Origin of the sequence: Nostoc sp. CENA543, assembly GCF_002896875.1 — a bacterium.
Classification (GTDB): domain Bacteria; phylum Cyanobacteriota; class Cyanobacteriia; order Cyanobacteriales; family Nostocaceae; genus Trichormus.
Genome location: NZ_CP023278.1, coordinates 321,837 through 347,432 on the forward strand (window position 1 = coordinate 321,837; position 25,596 = coordinate 347,432).

Sequence of the window (25,596 nt, forward strand, 5' to 3'; positions counted from 1 at the left end):
ACCTTTTTAAATTCAGGTTTCATAAACATAGATTAAACAAGCACATGACGACAGTTCAGATATTGATTAAAAAAGTTTTGTGGAGAAATCATGTTTTCTTCCCCATAGTAATGTGGTTTCTCAGCCGAGTAATTATCTGGACAACAATGTTATTAATTACACCAAAATTTTTTGCGTCACTTAATTGGCATTGGGGGATTTTTGATGCTTGGGATGGTGTACATTATCGAGCGATCGCCACTACTGGTTATGAATTTGTCAATGATGGTAAACAACACAATTTAGCTTTTTTTCCTTTGTTTCCCTTCACTATCAGGCTATTGATGCAGTTGGGTTTATCCTTTGAAGTGGCAGGATTGTTAATTAACAACTTAGCATTTTTAGCTGCCCTGTACTGTTTATATTTATGGCTGAAGGAGTTTTACGGCACAAGAGTAGCTCAGTGGGGTACAGCTATCCTATGTTGGTATCCTGCCTCGATGTTTACGGGGGTAATTTATACCGAGGGATTGTACTTATTTTTGAGTACAGCAACTTTAAGAGCCTTTGATAAAAAGCAGTATAGCTGGATGGCAATTTGGGGAGCAATGGCCACAGCAACGCGTCCCACGGGGTTAGCTTTAATACCTGCCTTAATTATGGCAGCCATTAAAGAACGTAGAAATGCGATCGCTTATTTAGCGAGTTTAGCCACTGCCACCGGAGTATTATTATTTAGTCTTTACTGTACTATCCGCTTTCATGATCCCCTAGCCTTTATTGCAGCACAACGCGGTTGGCGGCCTTCCTTGGGATTTGATTGGCAAGGATGGTTAAATATGCTTATGCAAATTGTTTTAGGTGAGAAAAACTGGCAATTTGGTTGGGTAAAGGCTACATCAGGCTGGATTAATGATCCCTGGCATCCGCTAATTTTTATATTACTAAGCATCGGTGCTTATTGTTTATACCACTTCCGTAAGTCTTGGATTGCCGTCAACTTAGCCTATGGTTTTTACACCCTAGTTTTATTACTGCTGATTTGGACAGATACGCATTTAATGAATCAAATACTCAATGCTTTTATGGTGTTGAGTGGTATTTACTGTCTGTGGTGTTGTCGTCAACAACTCACCGCAGTAACTTTGATGTATGGCTTTTGTGGTGTGGGCTTATTATTAGCTTCCGGTGGTACTATTTCCCTTAGTCGTCTTGCCTATGGGATCGTACCCTTGAATGTAGCAATGGGTATGTTAGTTTCTCGCCATCCGCGTTTGGGATCTTTTACCTTGGGTTTATTCGTCGCCTTACTCGCTAAACTCGCTGTGGGATTTGCTCAAGAACAATGGGTAGGTTGACATTTTTACCGACATCCCAGATATTCAATGAGATACGGTAACTATCAAAATTCAAGCAAGAAAAATTAGTTATTTGTCTTGTTTTTATCCTCATTGCTCAAAATATCCGTTTGTGGGTGCATGGGAAAACAACCGCATCATATTAAGTCAATTGCTGGGATGATTGGTGTAAGTACCATCATTTTATTTATTGCCAGCAGTCTCAGACATGGTTTGTTTCAATCGACGGCTTTAGATTTGGCTGTTTTTGATCAATGGATATATTTAGTTAGTCAAGGGCTACCACCCTTTTCATCATTTTTTGGCTTTCACGTCTTAGGGGATCATGCTGCTTTTATTTTATATGCGATCGCACTCCTATACAAAATTCATCCTGATGTGCATTGGTTATTTGCTATTCAAGCGATCGCATTGGCACTTGGGGTATTACCAATATATGCTTTAAGTTTACAGGCTGGCTTGTCTGTTGCCTATGCTCAAGCAACTTGTCTTTGCTATTTACTGTATCCAGCCTTATTCAATATCAACTTTTTTACTGATTTCCGTCCAGAAGCGATCGCAGTTCCGGCATTATTATGGGCTATGTGGTCAGGAATTGCTGGACGGACTTGGCAGTTAATTTTAGCTGTAATTTTAGTCTTAAGTTGCAAAGAAATTTTGAGTTTAACCATAGTTGCTTTAGGTATTTGGCTATGGTTAGTTCCGCGTCGTCGTTGGTATGGACTAGGATGTATTTTTGTTGGTGTAGTTTGGTATTTATTCACAATTGATTATCTTGTTCCCCTGTTGCGGGGTGGTCAAGCTGGTGGTGTAGTTTTTTTTAAATCCCTCGGCAATACACCAACAGAAATTCTGTGGAATGTTATCACTAACCCTGGCTTAATTTTAGGTAAGTTCTTTTCAACAGATACTCTCTTTTATTATCTTCTACTCGTCTTACCAGTCATACTAGGATTACATTGGCGAAAAGCGATAAATATTTTGCCATCTGTGCCGATGTTACTGCTGAACATTCTTTCTGATTACTGGGCGCAGCGAGATTTAATCCACCATTATTCTTTAATGATTTTTCCCTTGATTATGGTGTGGTTAATTTACTCTATTCGTCAGTACCAACAAGAGAAAAAAAGAAATTGGTTGCAGCCTCGGATTTTAATTATTTGGTCTATTATTGCCTTTTTGGTATTAGCTAAGTATGAGTTTTTTATCACACGTTATCTAACAAGTGTGCCGAATCTGAGTTCTCTTTATACTGCCGTCAGTTTAGTTAAAACCTCTGAAAGTGTTTTAACAACCACAAAAATTGCTCCCCATCTCAGTCAGCGTCAAACAATAAAGTTAATAGATAATGAACAATCTGCATCGTTTGCGGACGCTAATATTGCTTTTAAATATATTCTGATAGACTTACTAAATTTAGAAACAAAATCTAATTTTTATCCTCGCGTAATTCAAGAACTGCAAAATAATCCGGCGTTTAGGTTGGCGTATCATCAAAACCAAGTTTACTTATTTATTAAGCAATAAAGAAACAATTATATTGAATTACGAATTAAGGTAAATCCTGTGTTATGACCAAGCATTGCATAATTTGATAAATTAAGTGTTTGTAATGTGGCATCGTCTAAAAGTAAATAGGATTTATCTAACCACATTTGTTGAAGAGTTACTTTTGATGCTGGAATAACTTGACAATCGCAGTAAAAATCTAAGCTGGGACGACTATAAGCAAAAGAAGTGTAGATTTTTGTCCCTGGTGAGACATGGTTGCGAATTAATTCAGCTACTGGTTTGACGGGAAAAGCTTCGTTTAATTCCCATATCCAAGATTTGGAAGTCATAAGTAACATTAAAACCAAATACATTCCGATAAATAAAACAGGAATGAAACGGCGATCGCTCCTACTCACTAGCCATGCTACACTACCCATACTCATGGCTAAAACAATGCTCATTACTATTAGTACAGGTTGAGGATCATTCGCGGCGAAATAAATACAACCTCCCATCCCTGCAATAGATAACAGAGCAAATATGATTGTCCAAACTCTCTTTTGCAGATGTTGCTTTTCCCAAACTTCGCTGATTTTCGCCCCAACTGCTAAGGCTAAAAAGGGATATACAGGTATGACATACCAAGGAAGTTTAGTTGGCATTAAAGAAATAGTGCCTAAATAAACTATTGTTCCTACCAACACTAAACTTCCCCAAGTAGTATGACGTTTTTTCCCAGCTAAACACAACCCTCCAGGGAGAAATAACAACCAGGGAAAACCATATTTGAGAATTTCGATGAAATAATACCAAGGCGAACCTGTATTTCCCTCAACAGTTTGTACAAGTCGGTTAAAGGTTTGGTTTTGTAAGTTGATTTGTAAAAAACTATTGCCATAATGCAGCCACTGTGCAGTATACCACGCGATCGCAGGCAGACTACCTAATAAGATTCCCACCCATAGATAAGGATTTTGCCACCATTTCCATTGTCGATTGATGATGAGAAATAAACCAATAATTCCCCCCAATAGTAAAACTATCATCCCTTTAGTCAGGGTAATTAGTCCTAAACCCAAGCCTACACCTAACCCGTAGCGGAGGTTTTTTCGCGCCTGGAATAAACAAAACAGTGCTAGCAGAAAAAAAGTCACTAGCGCACCGTCTAACATGGCTAATCTACCGTGACGGACAACAGGTAGCATTGTCATGTACACTAAAGCCGCAAATACAGCAGGTAAATTACGCCCGAAAATTAATCTTCCCAAGGCAAACAGCAAAGGCACACCCAAAGCTGTCAACACCGCACCTGGTAAACGTGTTGTCCATTCACTCACTCCTACTGTAGAATAAGCCCCAGCAATGAGTGTATGTATCAAAGGTGGCTTATTATGATAAGGTTCCCCCCCTAGCGTTGGATACAGCCAACCCATAGAATCAATAGGCGATCGCCAAATTTCACGGGCTACTTGTGCTATTGTTCCCTCATCCCAATCACGCAGGGGTAAATTACCTAAGCAAATTAACCAAAGCAACAGCGATAATGCGGATAAAGTTAATAGCCATTCTTTTTCTCGGAATGGACGCATATCAAAAACGTAAGATAATTTTGTAATCAATCCTTGGTAAGTAATGAGTAACTAAAAATACAATTTGGACTAATTGAATTTTCTCTGATATTTATGAATTACTCTTTACAGTTTAAACTTTTGGTAAACAAATTTCAGTAATTTTACTGTAACAATATATATTTAATTTTAATATTAATAATGTAGGACATAAAATACATTAGAGATAGTAACTAAAAAAGTATCTAGTCATTTACCCCTTAAAATTCAAATTGTCCTTCTTTTGAAGATAAGATTCAAATTCAATATTTAATAACATGATTTCTCATCAAGGGTGAAAAGAGTATATAGATTAACTTATAAAAAGCTCTTTCTTATGAGAAACTATTTTAGTCAGAGTTTAGTCTACCTGCTTGATAGAGTCTAACTTAGAAAACAACTCAGTAAAAACTTAATTTTTTCTTTAAAAGGTAAAAATGGCATTCAATACTAAAATGTGTATCATCATTAGTAGTTGCATAGAACTTTTAGCAGATAAAATATTTAACCTGAATAAAAATTTTGAATAGCTCATATTTGATAAATATCTACACACTAAATAGTTGTGAAATTCATAACATAACTTTAATTACCCTTTTAATTGTATACTAAACCACTTAAGTGACTGTAATTATATCTAAACTTTCAGTAAAGCTAATGAAATCTTTCATTACTCCTTGAGTGAATTTAGCTAGTATTCAAAGGTATCAAATTTTTCAGAGAGACTATAGGAAATCAGTATATAAATTTAAACACTATTACCTACAGTTGCTGCTCAAGATCCCAGGGTGTAGATTCTTAATTTCTATGAATTCGTATTCAAAGTTTCAGGATTATCCGATATTTTCTGCGTATCCAAATATTGGGATTTAGATGTGTTAAAAATCACCATCACAATAGGGTTTGATGGTTGTTACCTTGGAGGAGCTAGGAAGTGGAAAATAATAAGTCGTTGCTATGGCCACAGGGAATATTAATTGCTCTGTTTGCTTTAAGTGCCAGTTTGAGTGTTGGTTTGATGATGTTAGTAAAACCCAATACATCTGATGCTGAGAGTAGACACAGCATTGATTTCAGCAATGTACCGACATCAGCCGCTAAACCAGGAACTCAAAAGCGAATTGAAAGCTTAAAAACAATGATGCTGAATAGTTGGCAGCTACAAGCACAAGCCAAGGGGATTTCTGCTTTACCTCCACGCTTCCAAGGAGCCGTGATTAAATCAGCAACTCTCGGTAAAGAACAAAAAGTAATTGCATTAACTTTTGATGATGGCCCTTGGCCTGAATCAACAGCACAAGTATTAGATATTCTTAAAGAAAACAACGTTAAAGGTACATTCTTTGTTGTTGGGAGAAATGTCAAGGAGTATCCTGATCTACTCAAGCGTGTAGCAGCCGAGGGTCATGTCATTGGTAATCACACTTGGCATCATTGGTATCATACGATGAATGCCCAATTAGCTGCTTATGAGGTAGCTAAAACAACCGAGTTAATTTATCAAATTACTGGTGTCAGAACAACTTTATTTAGACCACCAGGGGGAATTATGAACAACGGGGTGGCGGCTTATGCCAAAAATAATAAATACGCGATTATTATGTGGTCATCAGATTCTGTTGATTATTCACAACCCAGCGTACCCAGATTAATTAACAATGTTTTTAGCCTAGCAAGACCTGGCGGTATTGTCTTGATGCACGATGGTGGTGGGAATCGTTCTAAAACTATCCAAGCCTTACCAGAAATTATTGCTAAGTTTCGCAGTCAAGGTTATAGCTTTGTGACAATTCCAGAATTATTGGAAATGCAAGAAAAAGCCCAAAAGGTGGTAGCAAAGAAGAAATAACTTCTCGAAATGTTCATTAATCAGCAAACAGTTAAATAATAGACCTTGCTATCATAATTTTCACTTTATAATTCATCATTTTATGAATGGAAAATTAACAGATTAAGGGCAAATACTAGCAAAGCATATCTTGGTTTGAAGTGTTATCAACACTCTACCAATATTGATATTTCTATACAGTAAAAAGCTCGACTTTTTTAGAGTCGGGCTTTTTGGACAAATTATCAGACTAAAATCTGACGGATTAAAATACTTATAATTCTTTAAAACTGGATTGATAGTTACTAAAAATATAAATGGTGTCCATTTAATTATTGATGAAACTGATAATAAGGTTAGTAATCCCAAATCTGAAATCTAAAATCGCTATGGTCGGTAATTGGTCATGATTGAAAATTCGCGCTCAACCAAAGACCAATTACCAAAAATCACGTAACGTCTTTAGATACATAGGGTTTTAAGCCAGAGTTTCTGGACAGTAACCCAATCCTCGAACAAACTGCTGTCGAAAAGCTTCAATTTCCTCTCTTTCAGGACTGCCATGAGAAACTATCGCTACCTGATAGCGACGCATCACATCTACAGGACATTGCCCAGCTTCTAAACTCCAAAGTGCCATTTGCACACGCATTGGTGGTTCATAGGTAATTCCCAACTCACTGAGGAAAGCCCGAATATCACCATCCTCTTGCGGCGAAATTTGCTCTTTGAGTTTGATCCTAACCACCCAACCATCTATTTGATGAATTACGGTGACGAAAGCAACGGGGATTCTAGGTCTAGCGTGCAGGTGTTGAACAACTCTGAGAGTTAGGCTGGCATTTGCCAGATAATACAAGTATTCCATCATGGTGCTTTTGGATCAAAGCCAATCCTACATCTCTATCTTCTTTAATTCCCCCACTTTCCGGTAGGGTAAATGCCCCCGTTTTGGCATGGGGAGTTTTACCCAATTTTGATTTTGTTGTGTATCTGTCACCAATTCTTGTAGTCTAGGCAAGGGATTGGGGATTGGGGATTGGGGAGTAATCGATTTAATATCCGAAATTAAAAATTTTGTTCCCTGTTCCCTAATGACTGATGACTAATGACTAATGACTAATGACTAGTTAATCACAATCAAATGTCTAATCAAGGAACAAACGATACAAATCAAGAGCCAAACTTAGATTCTTCATTAGCTGGGTATGATTATGAACTACCTCCAGAACTGATTGCACAAAATCCTGCTGTTCCCAGAGATAGTTCTCGGTTGTTAGTAGTCAATTCTCAGACTACTGGTAGTACAAGCGCACCATTACATCACATTTTTCGTGATTTACCAGACATCCTCCGCCCTGGCGATTTGTTAATTATGAATGATACTAAAGTCATTCCGGCTCGATTGTATGGGCGGAAGTCAACTGGTGCAGAGGTAGAAATTTTACTTTTAGAAGAACGTCAACATAACTGTTGGTTAGCTTTAGTCAAGCCTGGGAAACGCTTTAAAAAGGGCAGTAAAATCTTTTTTACACCTAGTGAATTAGGTCTTGCCTCACTTCCCAATTCTCAAATCACAGCCACAGTTTTAGAAACTGACAAAGATACAGGGGGAAGATTATTAAAGTTTGATTTGCCTGAACATCAATCTTTGGTACAAATTTTAGATAAATTTGGAGAAATTCCGCTTCCGCCTTATATTACAGCTTCCCAAGCCGCAGATGAGCAGTATCAAACAGTTTACGCCCAACAGCCAGGAGCGATCGCAGCTCCCACAGCTGGATTACACTTTACCCCAGAACTAATTGCCAAGTTAGGCGATCGCAATATTCACCAAGCTTTTATTACACTGCACGTAGGTGTGGGAACTTTTCGCCCTGTGGAAGTAGAAGATGTCACCAGCCACCAAATGCACGAAGAATGGATTGAAGTTCCCGCCGATACGGTAGAGAAAATCCGTACCACCAAACAAAACGGTGGTCGCATTATTGCTGTAGGTACAACAGTAGTTCGTGCCTTAGAAGGTGCAGCCGCCGCTTCTGGTGATTTACAACCCTTTTGTGGCAAGACAAACCTATTTATTTATCCTGGCTACCAATGGCGAGTCGTAGAAGGTTTAATTACAAACTTTCACTTACCCCGTTCTAGCCTATTAATGCTAGTGAGTGCGCTGATTGGCAGACAAAGGTTACTAAATATATACCAAGAAGCGATCGCCTCTCGATATCGCTTCTATTCCTTCGGCGATGCCATGTTGATTTTACCAGAAGCGAGAATTTAGGGCAGGGGCAGAGGACAGAGGGCAGGGGGGCAGGGGGCAGAGGGCAGGGGGAGAACAACTAATGACTAATGACTAATGACTAATTCACAAATTTTTCTTCGGTGATTTTTAATTTTTCATGTAGTGGTGGGTACTCTGACTTATAAGGATTTAAACCTTCGTACAGAGATTCCATTATGTATAAACGAAATCTTGTTAGGCAGTGGTTCTGCGGTTTGTCTCCCATAACTGGCGATCGCGCTTCTTGTTGGCAAAAACCATCACTCGGAATTCTCTGTGCTGCTTCTGCTGCTGTGATGTTAGTTGCACCGACAGTTGTGAATTTGCCTGCATCTCAGGCAATGGCGCAAATGCAAACGCCCATTTCTCAAGATTTAGAAGCTGCTATTGCTTACCAACAGGGAGTAACACGCTATAACCGTGGTGATTGGCCTGGTGCGGAATATGCTTTCCGTCAAGCATTACGGCGAGATCCAAGTCTGGGGATGGCGAGAAATTATCTTGGCAATATATTTCTCATTCAAAATCGCTTGGATGTAGCAGTACAAGAGTATAGTGAGGCGATTAGAATTAACCCTAGTTTGGGGGAAGCTTACTATAATCTGGGGCTGACATTGCAGCGTCAAGGACAAAAAGAAGCTGCTATTACAGCTTATCGTCAGGCTTTGGTAGTAGAACCAACCAGGGCTGCAACACAGTATAATTTGGGTTTATTGCTTTACGAACAAGGGCAATTACCAGAAGCGATCGCAGCTTACGAACAAGCGATTAATTTTGATAGTAGCGATGCTAATACCTATCATAACTTGGCGATCGCTCTGCAAGAATCTGGCAAAATGGAGGAAGCGATCGCCGCTTATCAGCAAGTTTTGAAACTAGACCCCAAAAACAGCGCAGCCTATAGTAATTTGGGTAGTTTAATGGCACTCCAAGGTCAAACTGCTGAAGCGATCGCCGTTTATAACCAAGCTGTGCGTCAAGACCCCAAAAATGCCTCAGCCTATTATAACTTGGGTGTAACTTTATATAATCAAGGCGAACTCAAAAAAGCCAGTAGCGCATTAAAACGCGCCCATACTCAATACCGTGAACAAGGGAATCTTGAACAAGCACAAAAAGCTGAACAATTAATGCAGCAAGTTGAGCAAAAAATCGCCCAACAAAAACTCCAACAGCAACAAGCATCTAGTCCTCAGCCATCAACAAACCCCACCAACAACACCGCAGAATCCAATTCACAACAGCCAAGTCAATCAGATAATTCCGGCGGTACACCAGTTTCATCAGAACAGCCTCTATCTAAACCAGACCTTCCTAGTTCTACACCAGATCAAGTTGGTGGTAATGGTAAAGTTTAAAGTTGACAGAGACGCGACATATCGCGTCTCTATATTAGTTTGAGATTTTAAATCGGTAAGCGATTAATATCTTTATTACAACCAATCACTACCATTGCTGAACCCCGTTCTAAACGTTTGTAAGGATCAGGATTAATCTGAAATTTGCCATCATTACTTACAGCCAACAAATTTAAACCGTAGCGGTTACGCAGTTGGAGTTCAGCAATAGTCTTGCCGTGAAATTCATCAGGTACAATGACTTCGACAATACTGTTATCTGGGTCAAGGTCAAATCTATCTAAGATGGATGGTTTAGTGAGTGTTCTTGCTAAAGCACAACCTGCTTCATATTCAGGAAACACCACATGATCAGCACCGACACGCTTTAACAACTTGTAATGAACTTCACTAGAAGCCTTAGCAACTACATGAGGTACACCACCTTCTTTCACATTTAGAGTGGTGATAATACTTTCTTGAACATAGTTACCAATCGCTACAATTACTGTGTCAAACTCAAATATCCCGGCTTCCTTTAAAGCAGCCGCCTCGGTAGAATCTAACTGGAGAGCATGACCAACTATATCTTCTGTCAATGCTGCACAGACGCGTTTTTCATCAACGTCTGTTGCTAACACTTGATAGCCTAATTTATGCAGTGTTGAACAAACAGAACGACCGAAACGACCTAAACCAATCACGGCGAATTGGTGGTTATCTCTACGTAAAGAGCGAAAAAAGCCTAAAGATGAAAGATTCACAATGTAATCCTTATTATCAATCCCTGTATGAGTTATTAGTCAACATTTATACCCCCCGTCACCCCGTACACTCAACTAACCCACAAGTAGGTTTTCTTCGGGATAGTGAATTCTGGTATGTTTAGGATCTCCTAATATAGATGACATCAGCAGTAAAATGCCTACTCTGCCTATATACATGGTGATAATTAAAATGATTTTAGCTGCTGGTGTAACACTACTGGTGATTCCTGTAGAAAGTCCAACTGTAGCAAATGCTGACATGACTTCAAACAAAATTTGAATAAAATCTAATTCTGGATCTGTCAGAGCTATCAGAATCGTGGAGATTATTACTGTAGATATAGAACCTACCAGTACGCCTACAGCTTTTAAAATTAGAGAAACAGCTATTTTTCTATCATATAATAATACTTCTTCTTTTCCGTGCAAAATTGATTTAGTACAACTTGTTAATACTCTTACAGTCGTGGTTTTAATCCCACCACCTGTTCCCCCAGGACTAGCACCAATAAACATTAGGGCAATTGTGATAAATAGTCCAGCAGTTGTCATTTTGCCGTTGTCAATCGTGTTAAATCCAGCAGTTCTAGGGGTAACTGATTGAAACCACGCTAGCATTACTTGGTCGACAAAACTTTTATTTCCCAGAGTTTCAGGGTTTCTCATTTCTATAAATAAAAAGGCAATTGTTCCCAAAACCAAAAGTATTAAAGTTGTGCTAGTTGCGACCTTAAAATCTAGAGAAAAAACTAAAGTTGCCTTTTTTTTGAGGATGCGATCGCGCAACCATATATAAGTTTCTAAAATGACCTGATAACCAATTCCGCCAAAGATAATTAAGCCCGTAATTGTAAATACAACTATGGCAGATGACTGATAGCCGACTAGACTGTCTTTGAACAAGCTAAAACCAGCATTATTCCAAGCATTAATACTATGGAAAATTGCCAACCACAAACCTTTACTCCAGCCATGATCCGGCACAAATGCAATTAGAAGTAAGAATACCCCTGTAATTTCAAAAATCAATGTTGTGGCAATAATTGAGCGAATAACTTGCGTGCTACCACTCATTCCCGGCCTATCTAGGGCTTGTTGAATGGCGATTTTTTGTCTTAAATCAAACTTGCGCCCAATTAATAAAATCAAAAAGGTAGTGGTTGTCATGTAACCCAAACCACCAATTTGTGCTAACAAAGCAATAAATAGCTGTCCCCAAAAAGAAAAATAAGTGGCGGTATCAACTACAGTTAAACCAGTCACACAAACTGCGGATGTTGAAGTAAATAATGCCACAATTGGATCATTCCAGCTACCACTGCTAGTGGAAAAAGGCATCATCAATAAAATAGCCCCAATGGTGATGACAGCCAGAAATCCTAAACAAATAGTGCGAGAAACTGTCATAAAAAATTCAAAATACTCTACGTGCGATTTTGTATCCAAGTAACATAAAACACCATTAAATTTTTAAGTGATTTGGCAATGATTCTCGTATGAGAAGATACAACGAATTAGTTAACTTTTCCTGAGATGGTTGATGAACTTTAACTTCCCAAAAAATGAAAACTTTCTTATTTAATTAAAAGCACACATGGTAGCCTACGAATATATTTTTTTTCATTTCTGTTTTGTCTTAACACTGATTTATCCATGAGTGCAACACTTTACCAGCGAATTCAGCAATTTTACGATACTTCTTCTGGCCTGTGGGAGCAAATCTGGGGTGAACATATGCACCACGGCTATTACGGTGTAGATGGCAAGGCTAAAAAAGACCGCCGCCAAGCACAAATAGATTTGATTGAAGAATTGCTGAGTTGGGCAGGGGTAAAAACGGCAGAAAACATCTTAGATGTGGGCTGTGGTATTGGAGGTAGTTCTTTATACTTAGCCGCCAAGTTTAACGCTCAAGCTACAGGTATTACATTAAGTCCAGTACAAGCCGCTAGAGCCACAGAACGCGCTCAAGAAGCGAATTTGAGTGATAAAAGTCAGTTTTTAGTGGCAGATGCTCAAGCTATGCCCTTTGATAACGATACTTTTGACTTGGTGTGGTCATTGGAAAGCGGTGAACATATGCCAGATAAAACCAAGTTTATGCAGGAGTGCTACAGGGTGCTGAAACCAGGCGGGACGTTAATTATGGTGACTTGGTGTCATCGTCCTACGGAGGAATTACCCTTATCAGCAGACGAGCAAAAACACTTAGAAGATATTTATCGTGTGTACTGTTTACCCTATGTGATTTCTTTACCAGAGTATGAAGCGATCGCGCGTCAACTACCATTAAATAACATCCGCACGGCTGACTGGTCACAAGCCGTTGCTCCTTTTTGGAATGTAGTGATTGATTCCGCCATCACTCCCCAAGCCATATTCGGTTTACTACGCGCCGGCTGGACAACAATTCAAGGCGCATTATCACTAGGATTAATGCGTCGTGGCTATGAGCGTGGGTTAATTAAGTTTGGTTTATTGTGCGGAAATAAATGATGGGCATTGGGTATTGGGAATAGGGCATTGGCTTAAATCTCCCCAGTCCCCAGTCCCCAGTCCTGACAGATGTAGGTTTTTTACGTTGTGTACCAAAAACCTTGGTTTTGGGGTGTAGGGGTGTAAGGGTTTAGGGGTGTAGGGGTGAGTGAAACAATGATTCTGTTGTTAGTCTGAGAGTCATCACTCACTGCTGGGTAAAAAACCTACACTTGTGAGAGTCCCCAGTCCCCAGTCCCCAATTTATACCAAATGCTGCAAACGAGTTAAACGCTCTGAATAATTTTTAATTACCATCAAAGCAAACATAGGCGTTTCTTGGACAGCAAAAAGGAATCTTTTTTCGTCTAAATAGGCTAGCATACAATTTGTTTTGGCGATCGCTGTATAAGTCCTCTCTTTGACACCTACGAGTACACCAGTACCAAAAACATCACCAGAGCTAATGGTTTCTACAACCTTACCGTTGACTAGTATTTCTATGTCGCCCTCCACAATGCCGTACATATATTCTCCTGAGTCTCCCTGAGAGAAAATGACCTGACCTGCGGCAAAAACTTGGGGGTCATGTTGTTTTTGAAATATACCAACTGTAATTACAGGATTTGACATAGTACATCTACATAGTTGTTAATTGTCAGTGAAAATCTGCGACTAGGCAAAAAAATCACAGAGTAAAGTATACTACTTTACTGAAAGTAGGGTAGACTCCGAAAATATTATTAAGCACTTACCCAAAAACGAATTTTTGCCAATTTGGCAACCATAATATCGCTAATACTGGTATTATTTATTTAGTGCAAGGGGTGTAGCAAAAGTAGCCCCGACCGCAAGGTTGGGGTGACTTCTGCAAAAACGCCAGAAATCGATTCATCGATAACCCCCCGCCTTAGCTAGACTAAGCACCTATTTTTCAGAGTCAGTAGCGATCGCTTTCCACAATATCGCCACAAGAGCTACCTCAATCAGAATTTACACACCAAGACCACAACCACACCCCACACAGCCCCACCATTGCGCTGCCAAATGACTATTGACTATTGACTCTCGCCCACACAGCATGGTGAAGAATTCGCTAAACTCTGGATATAAAGACGATCTAGGCGCAATTGGATCTAGGATCGATTTAATAAGTCCAAAAGATAACACTTTGGAGCATAGGTTTGTAGTAGACTTTAGCACTACAACATAATCTCTTATCACCATTGTTAACTTATCTAGGTATCACACGATGGAATTAACAGTTGAAAACGTTGAAAAAGTTTTGGATGAAATGCGTCCTTATCTAATGTCTGATGGTGGCAATGTGGAACTTGTGGAACTCGACGGGCCTATTGTCAAACTGCGTCTGCAAGGTGCTTGCGGTTCTTGTCCTAGTTCTACCATGACGCTGAGAATGGGTCTGGAACGTCGTCTGCGGGAAATGATTCCTGAAATTGCCGAAGTTGAGCAAATCCTCTAACGGCAAAAACTGAGGGAAATGGGACTAGGTTGGGAATGAGTTATGAATACGCAGTTGAAATCATTCATAATTTATCAATATTACCCAGTCCCAAATCCTTAATCAGTTTCCATGTCTCACCCACTTTATGTAGCCTTTATTTGGCATCAACATCAGCCGTTGTACAAGTCTCCTAACAATGGCGTTTCGGAGTCTTCAAGTCAGAAATACCGTCTGCCTTGGGTACGTCTGCATGGCACAAAAGATTATTTGGATTTGGTGTTAATTCTGGAAAAGTACCCTAAATTACATCAAACGGTGAACTTAGTACCATCTTTAATCTTGCAACTAGAAGATTATATTGCTGGTACGGCCTTTGATCCTTACTTGACAGCCAGCTTAACACCAACAGAACAGCTGACTCAGGCACAAAAAGAATTTATCATTCAACACTTTTTTGATGCCAATCACCATACCTTAATTGACCCTCATCCCCGTTACGCCCAGTTGTATTATCAAAGACAAGAACAAGGACAGGCTTGGTGTTTAGCTAATTGGGAATTGGCTGAGTATGGTGATTTGCTGGCGTGGCATAACTTATCATGGATAGACCCATTATTTTGGGATGATCCAGAAATTGCAGCTTGGTTACAGCAAGGACGTAACTTTACATTAAGCGATCGCCAGCGCATCTACTCTAAACAGCGTGACATCCTCAGCCGCATCGTCCCCCAACACCGCAAGATGCAAGCCGCCGGGCAATTGGAAGTCACCACCACACCCTACACACACCCTATTCTGCCCCTACTTGCTGATACCAACTCTGGACGGGTGGCAGTGTCAAATATGACTTTGCCAGATTACCGCTTTCAGTGGTCTGAAGATATTCCTCGCCATTTACGTAAAGCTTGGGAACTATACACAGATAGATTTGGGCAAGAACCCAGGGGTTTATGGCCTTCCGAACAGTCAGTCAGCCCCGCAATTTTACCGTATATTATTAAACAAGGATTTAATTGGATTTGCTCAGATGAAGCTGTTCTCGGCTGGACATTGAAACATTTCTTTCATCGAGATGGGGCGGGTAATGTCAAAGAACCAGAATTGATGTACAAGCCTTACCGCCTGACAACTCCAGCCGGAGATTTAGCCATAGTATTCCGTGATCATAGATTATCAGATTTAATTGGCTTTACCTATAGCGCAATGCCTGCTAAACAAGCGGCGGCTGACTTGGTGGGACATTTGCAGGCGATCGCTAAAATGCAAAGAGAACGTCCCAGCGAACAGCCTTGGTTAGTTACCATTGCTTTAGATGGTGAAAACTGTTGGGAGTTTTATCCCCAAGACGGTAAACCCTTCCTAGAAGCCTTATATCAAAGTTTAAGCAACGAACCCCACATCAAACTCGTTACTGTCTCCGAATTCCTCGAAAAATTCCCCCCCACAGCCACCATCCCAGGAGAACAACTGCATAGTGGTTCTTGGGTAGATGGTAGCTTTACCACTTGGATTGGCGACCCCGCCAAAAACCGCGCTTGGGACTACCTCACCCAAGCTAGAGAAATGCTAGCCAGTCATCCCGAAGCTACAGAAGAAAATAACCCTGAAGCTTGGGAAGCGTTATATGCAGCCGAAGGTTCTGACTGGTTCTGGTGGTTCGGTGAAGGACATTCTTCCAATCAAGATGCCATCTTCGACCAACTATTTCGCGAACATCTATGCGGTATCTACAAAGCCTTAAATGAACCGATACCCCCCTATCTCCGACAACCAGTAGAAGTTCACGCTGCACAAGTTGACCACTCGCCCCAAAGCTTTATTCATCCCATAATTGATGGTAGAGGTGATGAACAAGACTGGAACAAAGCCGGACGCATAGAAATCGGTGGCGCAAGAGGTACAATGCACGTCAGCAGTGCTATTCAGCGTCTTTGGTATGGAGTTGATCACCTGAATTTTTACTTGCGCCTAGATTTTAAAAATGGTTCTGCACCAGGAAAAGATATACCTACAGAGTTAAATTTATTGTGGTTCTATCCAGATAGAACAATGCACAATAGCCCCGTTCCTTTAGCAGAAGTACCAGATACAGCCCCCCTCAATTACCTGTATCATCATCACTTAGAAATTAACTTACTCACCCAATCAGTACAATTTAGGGAAGCCGGAGAAAATTATCAATGGCATCCCCGCAGCAGTCGCGCTCAAGTTGCTATAGAATCTTGTTTAGAATTAGCAGTACCTTGGGCAGATTTACAAGTTCCTCCCGATTATCCTTTGCGCTTGGTTTTAGTCCTGGCTGATGAAGGATGTTACAAGAAATATTTACCGGAAAATGCTTTAATTCCCATTGCAGTACCTTAGTTTTTTCTTCTTAAATTAATGAGGGCTAAAGCCCTCACTACAAACATGAGAATCAACCTTTGACACAAACAACTTGCTTGAGTGTGGCTACAACTTCTACTAAATCAGCTTGATTTTTCATGACTTCATCTATCGGCTTATAAGCACCAGGAATTTCATCTAAAACATCCTTATCTTTGCGACATTCTACACCCTTTGTTTGCTCAATTAAATCATCGAGGGTGTAGACATTTTTAGCTTTATTTCTTGACAATAAACGACCCGCACCATGAGAGCAAGAACAGAAACTATGTGCATTTCCTTTACCTTTGACAATGAAAGATTTTGCTCCCATTGAACCAGGAATAATTCCATAGTCTTCTGTATCAGCACGCACCGCACCTTTACGAGTGACATACACATCTTCGCCAAAATGTACTTCTTTTTCGGCGTAGTTGTGATGACAATTCACCTGTAATAAAGGTTTAGTTGGCTTTCCCCCCGCTAGATGTTTCTCAATGATGCGTTGGAAACGTGCCATCATCACATCACGGTTAAAACGTGCATATTCTTGGGCCCATTGTAAATCATTCCAATAGGCTTGAAATTCTAGTGTACCAGCGACAAAATAAGCCAAATCAGGGTCAGGTAAATTATTATCTGCCATTTTTGCTAATTCTTTCGCTGTATTAATATGACACTGGGCAAGATTATTACCAATGTTCCGCGAACCCGAATGTAACATCAGCCAAACTTGGTTCTCTGTATCTAGGCAGACTTCAATGAAGTGATTCAATTTGTTACTGATTGCTTGCTTAATTTGTTGAGTCTCCATAGTCTAAGTTCGATACTATTTCGACTTCTACTAAGCACTTTCATTGATAACTCAATCGAATGGGTAGTAATGAATTGATCTTCTTCAGGTGTCCATAACTTTCTATTTTTCACCCGTTTCATATCATTAGGACGACTCCAACTTAGAACTTCTCTAGCTTTAATAAGTTTTCTAGATAAAGCTAGACAATTGTCATAGTACAAATGTCTGACTAATGTTTGAGCATCTTCCTTGTAAACCACTATGTTGTAAACCCTATCTCTAGTGTTTCTAGTCGATGTCTTGGCTTGTCCTGTCATCTGGTTAATAAATTCTATATATCCAGTGGCAATATATGAACTAGATGTCACCAGAGATAAAAAGGGAAATCCCTTTGAGGTCAGTCCTAAAGATCCATCTCCATCTATCAAACCTCGGAAATAGTCAATTTCGGAAAACTGACAATTTGGAAGTTTGATTAACTGTGATTTACTACCATTCGGTAAACCCCATAATTCTAGATAATCTCGAAATTCCTTATTATAAACTCTCCAAATAACTGATTTATTACTGCTACTAAAGTTAGTTTTACGTACACGTTCAGTGATTGAAGAATTATACGGTATGAGATTTTTGAACTCCCAAAGTATGTGTTCATCCTGCTTATTAATCTCTATACTTAATCGACCGCGATCGCGAGTATCGTTGTATAGATGACCATCGCTTTGGATAAAGCCAAACAAGTAGGAGTAACAGGGATTTACAAGACTGATATTGTGAGATTCCATATAATCACAATATCACACATGAAAGTCACAATAGATCAAGTCATTTCTGCTTGATTCTATACCTTCCTTTTCGGTATAGTTCGGAGCACACCTTCATCCTAATTTATTCTAGGATGCCCAAGTCCCTCTGCTCTCTACGGGGCGTTTTACCGCTTCCCTCGGTATTAGCAATCTCAGCTTCCACCGATTTGGACGAGTTTTGATTACTGTATTACTACAGTAAGGGGCAATCTTTTACCCCCGCCTAGAGAACCAATTTGTTTCATTGCTTTAGTTTGTAAATCTTGCACACCACGGTGCAAGTCTTGAAACTCTCGCCAATGCTGCCAATTAGTGACAGTTTTTTCTATCTCTTTATTTTCATTAAAACCTGTGGGAATGGCCGCTTCAATATCGAGTCGAATTTTTTTGAGTTTTCCTTCTAATTTATCACCTGTAAATGGTGTTTTGATTGCACACATACCACAGCCAACATCTACACCCACAGCAGCAGGAATAATGGCTTCTTTTGTAGCAATTACAGAACCAACTAAAGCACCTTTTCCTAAGTGAACATCAGGCATTAATGCTACGTGTTTAAATACAAAAGGTAGGGATGCCACATTCTTAGCCATCTTGGTTTCTTCTGTACCCAAGGGGTGATTCGCCCAAGATAAAACAGGTGCTGGCGTATTAATTTCTAACTCTTCGTAGGGCATTTTTTTCTAGAAAATCAGGAATCAAAAGTGAAAGATAATAAGCTAACAAGTTTAGGTCATAAAATCGCCTATATTACAAATGTAATATAATGTAATTTTAGTGTCAACAGCAATCATCACTAGTTAAGTCTGCCAAAAAATCCAGGCATTTGCTAAATACACTACAATTTGTAAAGACCATGAATCAGCCGAAATCAAACCTATGGAGACACGTCAGAACACCATTTGGGAAAGCTTTTTATCGCCCGTAGTCCGATTTTTAATTGATGAAGAAAAATTGCAGCGTTATGCCAAAAGTATCGACTGGGAGAAAGAAAGCGAGAAGTTCCGGTGTGATGATGTGACAACACCGGCGTACTACATAAACCAAAACTTTCACGGCATCAAAAAAGGATATCTCAATCCTGGTGCGGCGGTCAGTTATGATCCTATTACTGCATACGTCATTCCACCGAATGAAACTTGGGTGCGTCAAGCTGTAATTGATGCAGTTAAAGTCAAACCCAGACGTATACTCGATTTAGGCTGTGGTACAGGTTCTACAACTTTGATGCTAAAACAAGCTTTTCCCCAAGCTGAAGTCATCGGTTTAGACTTATCACCCTATATGCTAGTAAGGGCGGAAGATAAAGCCAAAACTGCTGGTTTGGATATCAGCTGGCGACATGGAAACGCAGAACAAACTGGTTTTCCCGATGCTTCCTTTGACTTAGTGACGGCTACTTTACTTTTCCACGAAACGCCAGTTGCCGTTTCCCAAACCATCCTCCAAGAATGTTTTCGCCTGTTGGTTGCTGGGGGACAGGTATTAGTTCTGGATGGAAATCAGAAAACCTTACGTCAGCTAGATTGGTTGAATAATGTGTTTGAAGAGCCTTACATTCGTGAATATGCTGCGGATAGTGTAGATGCACGGATGGGTGCGGTGGGGTTTGAGTCGGTGCGAACAGAAGAAGTTTGGTGGATAAATCAAGTAAGCAGTGGTGTTAAACCTTTGCCTGCCACAGATGTAACTAATCAAGCAAAGGTGAGACAATATAGACCTGTGATGGATAATAATAATTTGGAGGGTTTAGAGTCTCCAGCTTTTGGCATAACGGCATGAGTTTAAAGGCAATTCTGTTTGATTTTAATGGCGTAATCATTAACGATGAACGCATTCACTTACAATTAATCGATGAAATTCTGGTTCAAGAAAATCTGCAACCCCAAAAAGTGAAAGAGCGTCAAGCTTCATTAGGACGTAGCGATCGCGCTTGTTTTCAAGAATTGTTCGCCAATCGTGGTAGAGTCGTGAGCGAAGAATACTTAACTCAGCTACTTCGCCGCAAAGCTGAAGCCTATGTATTGGAACTAGAGAAACTGGAAAAATTACCCATATATCCAGGTGTGGAAGACTTGATTTATCAAGCGCGTTCTCAACATCTCAAATTAGCTATAGTTAGCGGTGCGCTTCATCAAGAAATAAAGCTAGTATTAGAGCGAGCTAAACTAACAGAGTATTTCCCTGTGATTGTTGCTGGAGATGATATCACTACCAGTAAACCCCAACCAGATGGTTATTTACTTGCAGTTACACGCCTAAATCAAGAGTATCCCGATTTAAATCTACAACCCCAAGAATGCTTGGCAATTGAAGATACCCCCGCAGGTATTCAAGCAGCCAGACACGCACAGATGCAAGTGTTAGGTGTAGCGAATACTTACCCTTTCCATATGCTCCAGCGTTGCTGTAACTGGACAGTAGATTATCTTACAGAATTGGAACTAGAACGAGTCCAACAAGTATTTTCCGGCAAAGAACCACAGCCAACCGCCAGTGAATGTTAGAATGTTCTTTAATAGCAGAGCGTTGATTTAATTGCTGATACTCTTATTAACTCAGCACTCAGCACCACTTTCAGGGGAATTAGCTCAGTTGGTAGAGCGCTGCGATCGCACCGCAGAGGCCAGGGATTCGAGTTCCCTATTCTCCATTGTACATTCGCACATTATTTGTCGCAATTCGCAAATAATGTGCGAATGTACAATAGACTCATACAACGAGTTTCATTACGAAGCACTCAATATGATTCTGCAACTTTACGGTAAAACTACTTAATCTTTAAGATTCATCAATGACATCGAAAGCACCTGCAATATATTCTTGTAACTGGAATTGATAGCCTGCAACTGATGAGATAGCTAAGGCTGTTTGGGTTGCAGAGAAATTAAGGTTTTTTTGTGATATTGGTTGACAACTGACAATCGCTACATCAAATCGACAAGAATAATTTGCTTTTTCAGGATATTTAGCTAAAAATAACCCCGCAGTGCGAGTTATTTTTGCTTGTTTTTTAGTATTGATGGCACTTTTGCCCCAGCTATCCCAATTACCACCACTACGAGTTTTTACTTCTATAAAAGCTAGTGTCGATATTAGCTCATTCTCTGTGGTATCAGGATATTGAGCGATGATATCAATTTCTCCCCAACGACAAGAGAAGCGACGTTGTAAAATTAACCAGCCTGTAGATTGTAACCATTGAGTTACAAGTTCTTCTCCTATGTCGCCGATATCGGGATAATGTGATGAAGGAGGATTCACCATTGGCTAAGATATAGTTATGAATTCTAAGTTAAATGATGGGCTATGCCCCAGTGTAGCCGATCGCATATTAGCTTCTATACCCAAGTTATGCCGTACTTACAACGGATTAGGGTGTCAAAAATATCAGCGCATTTTGGCTAGTATACTCAGTTTATTGCTGTGGGGAGTAGTGGGCATTACGACAATTGTCGGTTTTTCTCTTCCAGCTTCAGCATTGGAGTACAACAAAGAAATTTTAATTGGAGCTGATTTTTCAGGACGTGATTTAACAGACTCTAGTTTTACTAAAGCAAATCTGCGTCAGAGTAACTTTAGTAACTCTAATTTACAGGGTGTGAGTTTCTTTGCCGCCAATTTAGAATCGGCAAATATGGAAGGTGTGAACCTGACAAATGCTACCCTAGATTCAGCTCGTCTGATTAAAACTAACTTGACAAATGCAGTTTTAGAAGGTGCATTTGCAGCTAACACCAAATTTGATGGCGCAATTATCGACGGTGCAGATTTTACTGATGTGCTGTTGCGTCCAGATGAGGTCAAAAAATTGTGTAAGGTAGCTAAAGGGACTAACCCGACTACTGGCCGTGATACAAGAGATACTTTGTATTGTCCTTAAGTAAATTAGGGAACAGGTTTGAAAGCCGGCTGTTATCCTGAAATTTGATATTGAACAATAAATCTGACTTTTCACGTTATGTGGAAAAATTAACGTAAAACCTAACCCCCAACCCCTTTCCTACAAGGGAAGGGGAGCAAGAATCAAAGCCTCTCTCCTTGCAGGGGAGCCAGTGCATTGGGCGGGCAATGCCCGACTTGTTCGCGGAGCGTTCCCGTAGGGTAGCAACTGGCGTGAGAGGTTTGGAGAGGGGTTTTTTAGATCCGGTGAAAAGTCAGAACAATAAATAACCCCAGTTTTATTGAGAAAACTGGGGTTATTTACTAGAAAACAAAGTGTTTAAAAAATTAACAGATGCTCAAACTCCTTTTATCGTTATCCCCTATTCCCGTTCATAACGATTTATCTTTCGGTAAGTCCACGATAAATTGACTAGTTCCGTTAGTGGGTGAGGTTTGAGGTACTACAGGTTGTGGGTATGTGGGTGTAACTTCACCATTTTTGCTGGTTTGATTCCATAGAATCATTGACAGTAAACCATCCACTAAACCGTTAGTGCTGCCGTTGCTACCACCAACTAAGATATCAGGTATTAAACGGACATTGCGATCGCCAATAATCTGCATCAGTTGCATAGCTGTATAACCTTGTGTCCCCAAGGCTTCCACACCAGTACGGTAGGTTTCGGCTTTAGCGTTACCTGTGGCGCGAATCCCTTCCGCTTCCGCTATCGCCCGTAGTTTGGTAGACTCTGCTTCCCCAGTCGCTTGTTTGATATGCGCTTGGGCTTTGAGTTCGGCAATGTGGACGCTTTGCTCAGATTTCACCATTTCCTGTTGAATATCAGCCAAGGCTGTTTCCCGCACCAGTTGTTGCCGTTGGGTTTGCGCCATTTGCTGTACTTCGTAAGTCTTGCGTTCTTCTTCGGCAATCTTTCTGTCTGTTTGAGTCTGCATTAATGATGCGGGTGGCTGAATATCCCCAATTAGGGTATCAATTGCCTGTACGTCATAAGCTCGCAATGCTGCTTTAATATATTCCGAGGCTTCAACTTGCCTCTCACTCCGGGCATTTAAGAAATCTAGTACAGTGTAATCTTGGGCTGAGTTGCGGAAATAATTACCAATACTAGGTTCTAGAACGTTATCAACCAAGTTTTGCATTGCACCCACACGGGAAATTACTTTCGGTGCATCTAACGCGCCGACATGGATGATTTGCGAAACTTCTAAGTCAAACGCAAACCCATCTTTAGAACGTACCGTTAAAGATTCTAAGTTTGCGTCGTATTTGTGTCTTTCTGTCCGTCCTGACCAGTTTAAAACAATGTTAGTAGTCGGGACTAACTCTACTTTCATAATGCGGGTATTGATGGGGTGTTTACCTGGATACAGAGGTTCAACCCATACACCTTTATGCCCAGGATTTACTAAGTTACCGTGGGTGAAGGACGCGCCGCTAACATCTTCTTGGGCTTTACCAACGAAAGAAATCACCACACCGACATAGCCAATGGGAATTTCTGTCATTGGTACTTGTTCAACGTTGACGAACCAAGGATTAAGATTCCAAGAACCAGACAGCAGAATTTGCTCTTGTAAACCTCTGCGTCCACCACCGTCTAAAAATTTCTGACCATTTTGAAAGTTATCATGGGCTGAAATCACTGGGCCAGCAATTTCACCTACACTAATCGGCATCCCATCTAAGGTGGTCACAATACCGACTTTATCAGAGGCTACAGTATGCACCCGTAACTGTTCGGGACTCATACCGTGACTAGAGGCGTTAGCCGCCATAATCACTTTAAATATAGCTGTATTAATCCGATATGTACCAGCAGTCAAAAAGCCCATTTGCCGCCCTTTTTCACCGCCTTGGGTGAGAAATTTTCGGGCATCTTGGAAGTTATCACAATTGGTGATTTTGCCCAAGATGCGCTCAGGGGGTATAGATTCACCATCAGCCGCCACAATTAGAGCAATTTCCCCTTGAGGAACGACTACCACAGGTTCTTTCCGCACTGAATACTGCCAAGGCCAATAACCCCAATGCCAACCAGGTGCGAGAGTATCTGCTTGTAAACCCGCTTCACCGTTGAGTGCAATCAAACGTCCGGCTGGAAGTCCCCGTCCAGAAACTGCAAATTTTTTAACGACGACACCAACTTCTCGTTCGCCGATAACTACTAAACCACCAAAGAACAGAGGAACAAAGATAACGAAGCCACCAACTAAAACAATAGGAATCAGCACATAAGGATCAACTGCTGCTGCTTGATATTGAGTTGTAGTTGGCTTGGTTTGTTCGAGGATGACTGATGCGGATGTATTTTCTTTGAAAACGGGTGTCTTGACATTACTAGCATGAGCCGAGTTAATACTGCTAGCCAATGCTAAAGAAGCTATAAACGTAGTTGCAAAACGAGCTAATTTATTTTTTTTAGTCTTACCAAGGAAAGATGAAAAACTTTTCATAATCTGCGCCCTTCTGGGCAACTAATTATCTAAGGTATCACTTCACTTAATAAGGCTGAGTTTTCTTAAACTTAGTATTATTTTTTTCTTTTTAAACAAAGCAAACCTTTAACACTCTGGGCCTCTTTATGTTTACCTTAGCGTGCCTCCGTGTTAAAAACAAAACCAGCATAAACAAACAAGGGTGAGCAAATAGCCCACCCCAAAGCAATATATTTAGTGTATTTTTACACCAAACCGCCAGCCGCTTGAAAACGAGCGCGGGCGCGTTTAAAGGCTTGGTTTGCCTGAATTTGAGCTTGACGATCGCCTGCTGGTACTTGGCTCAATTTGGTTTGAGCTTGGTTATAATCAGTACGGGCTGCTTCTAAGTCGATGCTGTCGCCACGTTCAGCACCATTCACCAGAATGGTAACTTCGTTGTCTTCGACTTCAGCAAAACCACCGAGAAGAGCGATCGCTTGCCAAGATTGGTTTTTGTTGGTGCGGACGCGCATCACGCCTATATCCAGTGCGCTCAGTAGTGGTGCGTGTCCACTCAGGATACCTAGCTGACCGGTAGTGCTGGGTAAAATCACTTCATCAGCTTCCGCATCCCACACTGTTTTATCTGGGGAAATTACACGGACAGTTAGGGTCATAAGTTTAAGTTAATGGTCAACAGTCAACAGTCAACAGT

21 protein-coding genes, 1 tRNA gene and 2 pseudogenes are annotated in these 25,596 nt (G+C 40.5%); 12 read left to right on the forward strand and 12 right to left on the reverse strand.

Features of this window, described 5'->3' with window-relative positions; translation table 11 throughout:
• The first annotated feature begins 44 nt into the window (after positions 1 to 44).
• Together CLI64_RS01410 and CLI64_RS01415 are read left to right on the forward strand one after the other, a co-directional pair.
• A complete protein-coding gene (locus CLI64_RS01410; protein WP_103135559.1) occupies positions 45 to 1,337 on the forward strand; it encodes a mannosyltransferase family protein in 1,293 nt (430 codons plus the stop codon).
• A gap of 120 nt (positions 1,338 to 1,457) precedes the next feature.
• Positions 1,458 to 2,864, forward strand: a complete 1,407-nt coding sequence (locus CLI64_RS01415) for a DUF2079 domain-containing protein (RefSeq protein ID WP_103135560.1) — start codon at positions 1,458 to 1,460, stop codon at positions 2,862 to 2,864.
• 8 nt (positions 2,865 to 2,872) lie between these two features.
• Here CLI64_RS01415 and CLI64_RS01420 read toward each other — a convergent pair whose 3' ends face one another.
• Positions 2,873 to 4,420 (reverse strand): glycosyltransferase family 39 protein, encoded by a 1,548-nt coding sequence (locus CLI64_RS01420; protein ID WP_103135561.1) that lies wholly within the window; start codon positions 4,418 to 4,420, stop codon positions 2,873 to 2,875.
• Between the two features lie 952 nt (positions 4,421 to 5,372).
• On the opposite strand from CLI64_RS01420, the gene CLI64_RS01425 reads away from it, so the two are divergent.
• Positions 5,373 to 6,287 (forward strand): polysaccharide deacetylase family protein, encoded by a 915-nt coding sequence (locus CLI64_RS01425; protein ID WP_103135562.1) that lies wholly within the window; start codon positions 5,373 to 5,375, stop codon positions 6,285 to 6,287.
• 457 nt (positions 6,288 to 6,744) lie between these two features.
• On the opposite strand, the gene CLI64_RS01430 is transcribed toward CLI64_RS01425, so the two are convergent.
• Positions 6,745 to 7,134 carry a hypothetical protein gene (locus tag CLI64_RS01430; protein ID WP_103135563.1) on the reverse strand — a complete coding sequence of 130 codons (390 nt, stop codon included), beginning with the start codon at positions 7,132 to 7,134 and terminating at the stop codon, positions 6,745 to 6,747.
• Positions 7,135 to 7,161: 27 nt separating this feature from the next.
• A complete protein-coding gene (locus tag CLI64_RS31855; RefSeq protein WP_264082483.1) occupies positions 7,162 to 7,287 on the reverse strand; it encodes a hypothetical protein in 126 nt (41 codons plus the stop codon).
• A 123-nt stretch (positions 7,288 to 7,410) separates the two neighbouring features.
• Between CLI64_RS31855 and queA the strand changes: the two genes are divergently transcribed.
• Together queA and CLI64_RS01440 are read left to right on the forward strand one after the other, a co-directional pair.
• On the forward strand, positions 7,411 to 8,547 hold the full coding sequence (gene queA, locus CLI64_RS01435) for a tRNA preQ1(34) S-adenosylmethionine ribosyltransferase-isomerase QueA (protein ID WP_103135564.1): 1,137 nt from the start codon (positions 7,411 to 7,413) through the stop codon (positions 8,545 to 8,547).
• Positions 8,548 to 8,723: 176 nt separating this feature from the next.
• Complete coding sequence (locus tag CLI64_RS01440) at positions 8,724 to 9,905, forward strand: tetratricopeptide repeat protein (RefSeq protein WP_103135565.1); 1,182 nt, start codon at positions 8,724 to 8,726, stop codon at positions 9,903 to 9,905.
• A gap of 47 nt (positions 9,906 to 9,952) precedes the next feature.
• On the opposite strand, the gene CLI64_RS01445 is transcribed toward CLI64_RS01440, so the two are convergent.
• Both CLI64_RS01445 and CLI64_RS01450 read right to left on the reverse strand, forming a co-directional pair.
• Complete coding sequence (locus CLI64_RS01445) at positions 9,953 to 10,648, reverse strand: TrkA family potassium uptake protein (RefSeq protein ID WP_103135566.1); 696 nt, start codon at positions 10,646 to 10,648, stop codon at positions 9,953 to 9,955.
• Positions 10,649 to 10,723: 75 nt separating this feature from the next.
• Positions 10,724 to 12,058: a TrkH family potassium uptake protein gene (locus CLI64_RS01450; RefSeq protein ID WP_103135567.1), complete on the reverse strand. Its 1,335-nt coding sequence runs from the start codon at positions 12,056 to 12,058 to the stop codon at positions 10,724 to 10,726.
• Between the two features lie 246 nt (positions 12,059 to 12,304).
• Here CLI64_RS01450 and CLI64_RS01455 point away from each other — a divergent pair, with 246 nt between their 5' ends.
• Complete coding sequence (locus CLI64_RS01455; protein ID WP_103135568.1) at positions 12,305 to 13,147, forward strand: methyltransferase domain-containing protein; 843 nt, start codon at positions 12,305 to 12,307, stop codon at positions 13,145 to 13,147.
• Between the two features lie 243 nt (positions 13,148 to 13,390).
• Here CLI64_RS01455 and CLI64_RS01460 read toward each other — a convergent pair whose 3' ends face one another.
• Positions 13,391 to 13,759 (reverse strand): cyclic nucleotide-binding domain-containing protein, encoded by a 369-nt coding sequence (locus CLI64_RS01460; protein WP_103135569.1) that lies wholly within the window; start codon positions 13,757 to 13,759, stop codon positions 13,391 to 13,393.
• A gap of 619 nt (positions 13,760 to 14,378) precedes the next feature.
• Here CLI64_RS01460 and CLI64_RS01465 point away from each other — a divergent pair.
• Positions 14,379 to 14,609 carry a NifU family protein gene (locus CLI64_RS01465; RefSeq protein WP_103135570.1) on the forward strand — a complete coding sequence of 77 codons (231 nt, stop codon included), beginning with the start codon at positions 14,379 to 14,381 and terminating at the stop codon, positions 14,607 to 14,609.
• A 111-nt stretch (positions 14,610 to 14,720) separates the two neighbouring features.
• Positions 14,721 to 16,955 carry a glycoside hydrolase gene (locus CLI64_RS01470; protein ID WP_103135571.1) on the forward strand — a complete coding sequence of 745 codons (2,235 nt, stop codon included), beginning with the start codon at positions 14,721 to 14,723 and terminating at the stop codon, positions 16,953 to 16,955.
• A gap of 52 nt (positions 16,956 to 17,007) precedes the next feature.
• On the opposite strand, the pseudogene CLI64_RS01475 reads toward CLI64_RS01470, so the two are convergent.
• The 3 genes and pseudogenes from CLI64_RS01475 to CLI64_RS01485 all read right to left on the reverse strand — a co-directional run.
• Positions 17,008 to 17,727 (reverse strand): annotated as a pseudogene (locus tag CLI64_RS01475) (RtcB family protein); the annotation flags it as partial.
• Positions 17,727 to 18,536, reverse strand: a complete 810-nt coding sequence (locus CLI64_RS01480; RefSeq protein WP_103135572.1) for a hypothetical protein — start codon at positions 18,534 to 18,536, stop codon at positions 17,727 to 17,729. The gene CLI64_RS01480 and the pseudogene CLI64_RS01475, both read right to left, overlap by 1 nt.
• A gap of 236 nt (positions 18,537 to 18,772) precedes the next feature.
• Positions 18,773 to 19,234: pseudogene (locus CLI64_RS01485) on the reverse strand (RtcB family protein); the annotation flags it as partial.
• Between the two features lie 202 nt (positions 19,235 to 19,436).
• On the opposite strand from CLI64_RS01485, the gene CLI64_RS01490 reads away from it, so the two are divergent.
• The 3 genes from CLI64_RS01490 (at position 19,437) to CLI64_RS01500 (ending at position 21,210) form a co-directional block, all read left to right on the forward strand.
• Entirely contained in the window at positions 19,437 to 20,339 is a 903-nt protein-coding gene (locus CLI64_RS01490) for a class I SAM-dependent methyltransferase (protein WP_103135573.1), read from the forward strand.
• Complete coding sequence (locus CLI64_RS01495; protein WP_103135574.1) at positions 20,336 to 21,064, forward strand: HAD family phosphatase; 729 nt, start codon at positions 20,336 to 20,338, stop codon at positions 21,062 to 21,064. The genes CLI64_RS01490 and CLI64_RS01495 overlap by 4 nt, the downstream gene beginning before the upstream one ends.
• A 73-nt stretch (positions 21,065 to 21,137) precedes the next feature.
• Positions 21,138 to 21,210: transfer RNA gene (locus CLI64_RS01500), tRNA-Ala, on the forward strand.
• Positions 21,211 to 21,338: 128 nt separating this feature from the next.
• On the opposite strand, the gene CLI64_RS01505 is transcribed toward CLI64_RS01500, so the two are convergent.
• A complete protein-coding gene (locus CLI64_RS01505) occupies positions 21,339 to 21,824 on the reverse strand; it encodes a YraN family protein (RefSeq protein WP_103135575.1) in 486 nt (161 codons plus the stop codon).
• 16 nt (positions 21,825 to 21,840) lie between these two features.
• Here CLI64_RS01505 and CLI64_RS01510 point away from each other — a divergent pair, with 16 nt between their 5' ends.
• Positions 21,841 to 22,440 carry a pentapeptide repeat-containing protein gene (locus CLI64_RS01510; protein WP_103135576.1) on the forward strand — a complete coding sequence of 200 codons (600 nt, stop codon included), beginning with the start codon at positions 21,841 to 21,843 and terminating at the stop codon, positions 22,438 to 22,440.
• Positions 22,441 to 22,832: 392 nt separating this feature from the next.
• On the opposite strand, the gene CLI64_RS01515 is transcribed toward CLI64_RS01510, so the two are convergent.
• Entirely contained in the window at positions 22,833 to 24,917 is a 2,085-nt protein-coding gene (locus tag CLI64_RS01515; RefSeq protein ID WP_103135577.1) for a flotillin family protein, read from the reverse strand.
• Positions 24,918 to 25,144: 227 nt separating this feature from the next.
• Positions 25,145 to 25,558, reverse strand: a complete 414-nt coding sequence (gene atpC, locus CLI64_RS01520; RefSeq protein WP_103135578.1) for an ATP synthase F1 subunit epsilon — start codon at positions 25,556 to 25,558, stop codon at positions 25,145 to 25,147.
• Between the last annotated feature and the right edge of the window lie 38 nt (positions 25,559 to 25,596).

Excerpts from the sequence above, each read along its gene's own strand:
- CLI64_RS01410 (WP_103135559.1), top strand. The coding sequence starts at position 45 with ATGACGACAGTTCAGATATTGATTAAAAAAGTTTTGTGGAGAAATCAT.
- CLI64_RS01505 (WP_103135575.1), bottom strand. The coding sequence starts at position 21,824 with ATGGTGAATCCTCCTTCATCACATTATCCCGATATCGGCGACATAGGA.
- CLI64_RS01440 (WP_103135565.1), top strand. The coding sequence starts at position 8,724 with ATGTATAAACGAAATCTTGTTAGGCAGTGGTTCTGCGGTTTGTCTCCC.
- CLI64_RS01430 (WP_103135563.1), bottom strand. The coding sequence starts at position 7,134 with ATGGAATACTTGTATTATCTGGCAAATGCCAGCCTAACTCTCAGAGTT.
- CLI64_RS01495 (WP_103135574.1), top strand. The coding sequence starts at position 20,336 with ATGAGTTTAAAGGCAATTCTGTTTGATTTTAATGGCGTAATCATTAAC.
- CLI64_RS01515 (WP_103135577.1), bottom strand. The coding sequence starts at position 24,917 with ATGAAAAGTTTTTCATCTTTCCTTGGTAAGACTAAAAAAAATAAATTA.
- CLI64_RS01465 (WP_103135570.1), top strand. The coding sequence starts at position 14,379 with ATGGAATTAACAGTTGAAAACGTTGAAAAAGTTTTGGATGAAATGCGT.
- atpC (WP_103135578.1), bottom strand. The coding sequence starts at position 25,558 with ATGACCCTAACTGTCCGTGTAATTTCCCCAGATAAAACAGTGTGGGAT.
- queA (WP_103135564.1), top strand. The coding sequence starts at position 7,411 with ATGTCTAATCAAGGAACAAACGATACAAATCAAGAGCCAAACTTAGAT.
- CLI64_RS01460 (WP_103135569.1), bottom strand. The coding sequence starts at position 13,759 with ATGTCAAATCCTGTAATTACAGTTGGTATATTTCAAAAACAACATGAC.
- CLI64_RS01455 (WP_103135568.1), top strand. The coding sequence starts at position 12,305 with ATGAGTGCAACACTTTACCAGCGAATTCAGCAATTTTACGATACTTCT.
- CLI64_RS01470 (WP_103135571.1), top strand. The coding sequence starts at position 14,721 with ATGTCTCACCCACTTTATGTAGCCTTTATTTGGCATCAACATCAGCCG.
- CLI64_RS01510 (WP_103135576.1), top strand. The coding sequence starts at position 21,841 with ATGAATTCTAAGTTAAATGATGGGCTATGCCCCAGTGTAGCCGATCGC.
- CLI64_RS01490 (WP_103135573.1), top strand. The coding sequence starts at position 19,437 with ATGGAGACACGTCAGAACACCATTTGGGAAAGCTTTTTATCGCCCGTA.
- CLI64_RS01415 (WP_103135560.1), top strand. The coding sequence starts at position 1,458 with ATGGGAAAACAACCGCATCATATTAAGTCAATTGCTGGGATGATTGGT.
- CLI64_RS01450 (WP_103135567.1), bottom strand. The coding sequence starts at position 12,058 with ATGACAGTTTCTCGCACTATTTGTTTAGGATTTCTGGCTGTCATCACC.
- CLI64_RS01480 (WP_103135572.1), bottom strand. The coding sequence starts at position 18,536 with ATGGAATCTCACAATATCAGTCTTGTAAATCCCTGTTACTCCTACTTG.
- CLI64_RS01420 (WP_103135561.1), bottom strand. The coding sequence starts at position 4,420 with ATGCGTCCATTCCGAGAAAAAGAATGGCTATTAACTTTATCCGCATTA.